Source organism: Mesorhizobium sp. M7A.F.Ca.CA.002.05.1.1 (genome assembly GCF_003998335.1).
In the GTDB taxonomy this organism is placed as follows: Bacteria; Pseudomonadota; Alphaproteobacteria; order Rhizobiales; family Rhizobiaceae; genus Mesorhizobium.
Genome location: NZ_RZQI01000343.1, coordinates 1 through 5,858 on the forward strand (window position 1 = coordinate 1; position 5,858 = coordinate 5,858).

Annotated in this window: 8 protein-coding genes; 5 read left to right on the top strand and 3 right to left on the bottom strand. The window is 61.6% G+C overall.

What is annotated here, in order from left to right:
* Together EN939_RS18050 and EN939_RS18055 are read right to left on the bottom strand one after the other, a co-directional pair.
* The coding region (locus tag EN939_RS18050; RefSeq protein WP_127269098.1) for a GDYXXLXY domain-containing protein at positions 1 to 551 on the bottom strand (551 nt) is incomplete at its 3' end.
* Positions 548 to 1,666: a DUF2157 domain-containing protein gene (locus EN939_RS18055; protein WP_127269099.1), complete on the bottom strand. Its 1,119-nt coding sequence runs from the start codon at positions 1,664 to 1,666 to the stop codon at positions 548 to 550. The genes EN939_RS18050 and EN939_RS18055, both read right to left, overlap by 4 nt.
* A 236-nt stretch (positions 1,667 to 1,902) precedes the next feature.
* Here EN939_RS18055 and EN939_RS18060 point away from each other — a divergent pair, with 236 nt between their 5' ends.
* The 5 genes from EN939_RS18060 to EN939_RS18080 all read left to right on the top strand — a co-directional run bounded on the left by EN939_RS18060 (position 1,903) and on the right by EN939_RS18080 (position 5,143).
* The gene (locus tag EN939_RS18060) at positions 1,903 to 2,043 is read left to right on the top strand and encodes a DUF1127 domain-containing protein (protein WP_013531315.1); all 141 of its coding nucleotides are present in this window, start codon (positions 1,903 to 1,905) and stop codon (positions 2,041 to 2,043) included.
* Positions 2,044 to 2,092: 49 nt separating this feature from the next.
* Entirely contained in the window at positions 2,093 to 2,233 is a 141-nt protein-coding gene (locus tag EN939_RS18065) for a DUF1127 domain-containing protein (RefSeq protein ID WP_013531314.1), read from the top strand.
* A gap of 568 nt (positions 2,234 to 2,801) precedes the next feature.
* Positions 2,802 to 4,211, top strand: a complete 1,410-nt coding sequence (trmFO, locus tag EN939_RS18070; RefSeq protein ID WP_127269100.1) for a methylenetetrahydrofolate--tRNA-(uracil(54)-C(5))-methyltransferase (FADH(2)-oxidizing) TrmFO — start codon at positions 2,802 to 2,804, stop codon at positions 4,209 to 4,211.
* A gap of 3 nt (positions 4,212 to 4,214) precedes the next feature.
* Positions 4,215 to 4,781 carry a hypothetical protein gene (locus EN939_RS18075; RefSeq protein WP_127269101.1) on the top strand — a complete coding sequence of 189 codons (567 nt, stop codon included), beginning with the start codon at positions 4,215 to 4,217 and terminating at the stop codon, positions 4,779 to 4,781.
* Positions 4,782 to 4,849: 68 nt separating this feature from the next.
* Positions 4,850 to 5,143 (top strand): type II toxin-antitoxin system ParD family antitoxin, encoded by a 294-nt coding sequence (locus tag EN939_RS18080; RefSeq protein ID WP_164748858.1) that lies wholly within the window; start codon positions 4,850 to 4,852, stop codon positions 5,141 to 5,143.
* An 11-nt stretch (positions 5,144 to 5,154) separates the two neighbouring features.
* Here EN939_RS18080 and EN939_RS18085 read toward each other — a convergent pair.
* On the bottom strand, positions 5,155 to 5,858 hold a 704-nt coding region (locus EN939_RS18085), incomplete at its 5' end, for a sterol desaturase family protein (RefSeq protein WP_164751057.1).

Sequence of the window (5,858 nt, forward strand, 5' to 3'; positions counted from 1 at the left end):
CCGTCGACCAGCGCCTTGATCTGCGCGGTGCCGTCGCCGGCGAGCGCAAGACGGATGCCGAATGGCCGCACCCGCATATCGTTCTGGATCGCCATCCCCTCGCCTTCCGGCAAATAGAAGCGCTCAATACCGTAGTCCGGCGCGATGGTCGCCTCTTCGCCGCGAAGGTCCCAGCCCTCGGCGACGTGGCCTGATATATCGGCCTCGTCGGCAGCGGCGGGCGTCGGCGCCTTGCCGAACCAGGCGGCCGTCGGCTGCCAATAGTTGTCGGACCCCTTGTTCAAGCGGACGACTATCGTGGTGTCGTCGCTTGAGAGTTTGTCGGGTGGAATGTTGGCGATCATTTTCACCGGTATGCGCGAAATATCGTAGCCCAGGATAATATAGTCGCCGCGCAGGAGGTCGCGCGGATCGACGGGCTCGATCTTCAGCAGCACCTCTTTGCCGTTGCGCAGGATCGCCGCGCGGCCGGCGATGATCCAGCTCAGGAAGCCGATCTGGACGAGCGCCAGCACCAGTGCCGAGATGACAAGCCTTTTCCCGGTGATCATGCCGTGGCTCCTTTGGCATCTGGACCTTTCATACGCTTTTCCACGCGGATGATGACGATCGCAAGGATGCCGAGCAGCACCGCGGCGGCCAGGAAGAAGCCGGCCGTATCGAGCATCGATTGCAAGGTCACCACATAGATGATGGCGAGTTCGAAGGCGAAGCCGAGATAGGCAAACCAGCGCAGCCCACGGCTTTCCCGCCCTGCCAGCACGATTGCGGCGACAATGCCGGCAAGCGCGATCACCGAAGCGAGGGCAAAACCGCTGTTGTAGGTGCTCTCGTCGGCGAGTTCGAACTGAATCATTGCGAGGCCGGTGAGGAAGCCGAGCAGTGCGTGCAAGGGCAAGCGGCCGCCGAGCTGCACGACCCGGTCGACTGGATCCGGCGCGAAGACCGAGGCCGCGAACAGCAGCGCCGAGACGACGACCAGCGGGATCGCCACCTGCAGCGTGTCGTGGTTGGTGACCAGCAGCACAAGATAGAACAGAACCGACAGGATGATCAGGTGGCGAGCCGCCTGGCTGCGGGTCCAGAACGAGACGGCAAACAGCACGATCGCCATGATCAAGAAGGCATGCGGAAATTCGCTGCGGCTGTAGTAGTCGAAGCCTTTCAGGAACAGCCAGGCATCGGCGATGCCGACCGAAGCGACCGTCAGCGGATTAGAACGCAGCGCCACCGCCGCCAGCGCCGTTCCGGCGCCCCAGGTGACCAGAGCCGAGGCCTCGTCGCCCGAGAGATGATACATCTGGCCGATCAGCGCGATCGAGCCGCCGAAAGCCGCAGCCGCCACGATCCAGAGCGCTTCGCCGATCGCCGCATGGTCGCGGGCCTTCAGCACCGCGCCGCCGACATAGCCACCAAGGATGACGGCAAACAGTGCCGCCACGCGCGCCAGCCGCGGGGTCGCGTCCCAATTGGCGGCGACGAAAATCAGGATGGCGGCTCCGAACAGCACGGCAGCCATCATCGCCAGGATAGAGCCGAAGCTGAGCGACTTGCGCTCGTTGGCCTCGACATCGCGCGAAAGCGAATCGGCTGTGGCGGCGTCAATCAGCCCGGCCTGCAGCCAACGCGCGATATCCGCCCTGACCCGCGACGAATAACTCGCCATGCTGCCACTCCCCCAGTTCGGTCTTTTTTTCAGCCGATCCGGTCAAACCGCTGACGCGGCGGCATTTTCCGATTCGGGTTTCTTTGTGTCAGGTCCGTGAACGCCCGTTAATGCTGCATTGCACAATTTGCATTGCTGCCATGCAGCCATAGCGCTTTTAAATCGATATGGGTCCGCCTATTTATAGTTCGTACACAAACGGAATGATCCGCAAGAAAGACGAAACGAGAACTACCATGAACCTGATCCGCAACTACCGCAACTGGCGCCGCTACAGGGACACCGTGTCCGAGCTGAGCCGCCTGAGCAACCGTGAACTGACCGACCTCGGCATCAGCCGCAGCGACATTCCTTACGTCGCTCGCAAGGCGGTCTAATTCTTCGGACCGCGAATGGTCCGAACCAGTTTTGAAAAAGAGAACGACAATGAACCTGATCCGCAATTATCGTAACTGGCGCGTTTATCGCGAGACGGTTACCGAGCTGGGTCGCCTTTCCAACCGCCAGCTGCATGATCTCGGTATCGTCCGCGACGAAATCAAGATCATCGCCCGCCAGGCGATCTAACCAGAATTTCGCCAGGGTCGACCTCCTCCCCGACCCTGACGGATCCGGTCAACCTTCACCTCCTCCCGAGGGTTGACCACCAAAACGGCGCCCGCCGCACCTCCTCCCGCGGCGGGCGCTGTTACCCGGGGCAAAAGGAATTTTGCCCCAAAAGGTTTCGCCCCTTTCAAACGGCGAAAGAGTTTTCGTCAAAGCCGACCTCCTCCCCGGCGATGACGAATAGGCCCGACCCTCACCTCCTCCCGAGGGTTGGCCACAAAAACGGCGCCCGCTGCACCTCCTCCCGCGGCGGGCGCTGTTTCCCCGGAGTAAAACGAATTTGCTCCAGAGGTTTCGCCCCTTTTAAAAATGGCGAAAGGAATTTCGTCAAAGCCGACCTCCTCCCCGGCGATGACGAATATGGTCGGCCTTCACCTCCTCCCGAGGGTCGACCCCAAAAACGACACCCGCCGGACCTCCTCCCCCGGCGGGTGTTGTCGTTTTCAGGAGGCGCTCCCATCAGCAGCTGTTTGCCCCGCACCGCGCACGGCAATTGCAATCGCCGCACCAAGCGATTATTCCGGCGCTCATGAGCAAAAACCCCATCCATATCATCGGCGGCGGCCTCGCCGGTTCCGAAGCCGCCTGGCAGGCAGCGCAGGCCGGCGTTCCGGTCATCCTGCATGAAATGCGGCCCGTTCGCGGCACCGATGCACACAAGACCGACAGCCTGGCCGAGCTCGTCTGTTCCAATTCCTTCCGCTCCGACGATGCCGACAACAACGCAGTCGGCCTGTTGCATGCCGAAATGCGGCTGGCCGGCTCGTTGATCATGAGCGCCGGCGACGCCAACCAGGTTCCGGCCGGCGGCGCGCTGGCCGTCGATCGCGACGGGTTCGCCGACGCAGTGACGAAAAAGCTCGAAGCACACCCGCTGATCACCATCCAGCGCGAGGAAGTGCCTGGTCTGCCGCCGGCGGATTGGGACCAGGCGATCGTCGCCACGGGCCCATTGACCGCCCCCGGGCTTGCCCAGTCGATCGCGGAAGCGACCGGCGCCGATGCGCTCGCCTTCTTCGACGCCATCGCGCCAATCGTCCATTTCGACACGATCGACATGGATACCTGCTGGTTCCAGTCGCGCTACGACAAGGTCGGGCCAGGCGGCACCGGCAAGGACTACATCAATTGTCCTATGGACAAGGACCAGTACCTTGCCTTCGTGCAAGCGCTGGTCGACGGCCAGAAAACCGAATTCAAGCAATGGGAAGGCACGCCCTATTTCGACGGCTGCCTGCCGATCGAGATCATGGCCGAGCGCGGCGTCGAGACGCTGCGCTACGGGCCGATGAAACCGATGGGGCTGACCAACGCGCACAATCCGACCGTAAAGGCCTATGCCGTGGTGCAGCTGCGGCAGGACAATGCGCTGGGCACGCTCTACAACATGGTCGGTTTCCAGACCAAGTTGAAGCATGCCGAGCAGGTGCGGGTGTTCCGCACCATTCCGGGTCTCGAAAACGCCGATTTCGCCCGCCTCGGCGGCCTGCACCGCAACACCTACATCAACTCGCCGACCTTGCTCGACGCTTCGCTGCAACTGAAGTCGCGGCCCGGCCTGCGTTTCGCCGGCCAGATCACCGGGTGCGAAGGCTATGTCGAAAGTGCCGCGATCGGTCTGCTTGCCGGCCGCTTCGCCGCAGCCGAGCGTCTCGGCCACTCACCGTCCCTGCCGCCGCTGACCACGGCCTTCGGCGCCCTGCTCAACCACATCACCGGCGGCCACATCGTCTCCGATGACGAACCGGGAAAGCGCTCCTTCCAGCCGATGAACGTCAATTTCGGCCTGTTCCCGCCGGTGGAGGCGCCGAAGACCGAAGGCAAACGCATGCGCGGCAAGGACAAGACCGTTGCCAAGCGCCATGCGATCACGTCGCGTGCGCAGGCTGATTGCCGAGAATGGCTAGGGCTGCCGGCACAAGCGCAAGCCGCCGAGTAGTCCATGGCCAAGCACTCCGAGCTGCACCAGCTTCTGCCGTCGGACCTGCCGCCGAGTGGCGAACCTTTCGCCGGCGACTACGAAATTTGCTGGAGCATCTATGTCAGATGCACCAACCTGCGGAAGCTGCGCGAAGTTCATATACCCGCTATCGAGGCGCTAATAGGTCAGCCTCACGGGGGCCAAGGTTGGCTGTACGAAAATGAAAATTACAATGAGAACCGCGATCGAAGCTTGAAGAGAATCATTGCCGTTCAGCCTGTCGAAGGTCCCTACAATGACCGGCTAATTCTGGATTTCATGAAAGCGATCTATTCGCTGTCATCCTTCTGGGCGATCCAAACCCGTCTGGATCCCTCACATCCTCATGGCGTCTACCTCAGTGCACGATTCACGCAGGAGGCTCCCAGCTCGGAGGCGCCGGCTATCGTCGACGCGCTGGTTGAGTTCGAAGCCAATTTTACAGATTTGGGGGGCCGTGAATTCGGCCGGCATTTCGGCACAACTCGGCGCATTAGCGCCACCATGCCGGATGGTTCGGAAGCCGGCCGGGCGAAACCCAGGCGCTAGGACCTCATCGTTGGCCGCACGGATGAAGCAGGATACAATCCTACTTGCGGTCCAATGGGAGCCGTTCCATGGAATTCGCCGAGAAACTTTCTGTCACAGTCACGCCAGCAATGGCCCGCCTTATCCGCCAAAAAGTCGAAGACGGCTCTTTCGGCTCGGCGAGCGAAGTCATCCGCGCGGCGCTCCGGGCCTTCCAGCGCGAGGAAGAGGAGCATGCCGAGCGCCTAGCCGCGATCCGGGCCAAGATAAAGGCTTCGATCGAAGATACGCGTCCCGCTGTTCCGCTGGATCACGCCATCGCGCAAGTGACGGAACGAATCGCGCAATTGGCGTACGACAGCGATGACGACGGACCCTCCTGACATAAGAAGTTCTACTCGGCGGGCTCGCCACCCACGCTTGGCAATCCCGGCTTCCCCGCCTCAGCAGGATTTCGCCTGACATAGGCAGCCTTCAAACTCTCCGAAGTCTCGCGCGAGCCGTCATGGCTCCACCCTGGCGGCTTGATCAAGTAGTTGATGCGGTCGCGCACCGTCAGCCTTGGCACAAACGCATCCCTGAACATGCCGATCCATTCATGGAACGCCACTTTCAGTGGATTGAAGGTGCCGAGGTTCCTGACGATGCCATAGCGCGGCCGGTCTTCTTCCAACTCTCCGACGAAGGTGCCGAACATGCGGTCCCAGATGATCAGCGTGCCGGCATAATTGGCGTCGAGATAGCGCGGATTGGTGGCGTGGTGGACGCGGTGGTGTGAGGGCGTGTTGAAGACGAACTCGAACCAGCCCCACATCTTGCCGATCGTCTCGGTGTGGATCCAGAACTGCCAGACGAGGTTGAAGCCGAAGGTGAAGGCAATCACCGCCGGATGGAAGCCAAGCAGCACCAGCGGCGCCTGCAAAACGAACATGAAGGTGAACAGGCCGGTCCAGTTTTGCCGCAGCGCCGTCGATAAATTGTAGTGCTGGCTGGAATGATGGTTGACGTGTTCGGCCCACACCCAGCGCACCCGGTGCGCGATACGGTGATAGACGTAGTAGCGCAAATCATCGAGCAGGAAGGCGGCCAGGAACACCC